The 584-nt window shown below is 72.3% G+C and carries 1 pseudogene; it reads right to left on the bottom strand.

Annotated features, from left to right (window positions below):
* A pseudogene (locus tag IEY86_RS36075) lies at positions 1–584 on the bottom strand (AfsR family transcriptional regulator); the annotation flags it as partial.

Below are 584 nucleotides of genomic sequence, written 5' to 3'. Positions count from 1 at the left end.
GCGCCGGACTCCATCAGCGACTGGACGACGAGCAACAGGTCGGCGGCCTTGCGCACCAGGCCCTGCCGGGCGGCGCTGTGCTGCACGGTGGCGAGCAAGCACGCGGCCTCGTTGAACAGCCAGTCCAGCGCCGCCTTGCCGTTGTCGAACTCCTGCCCCTGCCGGGCCGTTGGGGACAGGTGCTCCAGCAGCCGGTCCCCGGGGTTCTCCAGCCGGTAGGCGTGGCAGGCGGTGGCCAGGTAGAAGTCCAGCAGCCGGCGCAGCGCCGCTTCGCGCCGACTCGCCGGCTCCTCCTGCTCGGTGCGTTTGCGCGCGTAGAGGCGCAGCAGGTCGTGGTAGCGGTAGCGGCCCGGGGCGGCGGACTCCAGGAGGCTGATGTCGACCAGGGACTCCAGCAGTTCCTCGGCCTCGTACTCGTCCATGTCCAGCACGGCGGAGGCCGCGGACAGGGAGATGTCAGGGCCCTCCGGGAGCGCGAGCAGGCGGAACGCCCGCGCCTGGGGTGGTTCCAACTGGCCGTACCCGAGCTCGAACGTCGCGGTGACGGCCAGTTCGCCCACCCGCAGCTCGTCCAGCCGCCGCCG

Origin of the sequence: Wenjunlia tyrosinilytica (genome assembly GCF_014646055.1) — a bacterium.
Classification (GTDB): domain Bacteria; phylum Actinomycetota; class Actinomycetes; order Streptomycetales; family Streptomycetaceae; genus Wenjunlia; species Wenjunlia tyrosinilytica.
Note: the sequence above shows the minus strand (reverse complement) of the source record. Positions and strands in the feature narration are given on the sequence as shown.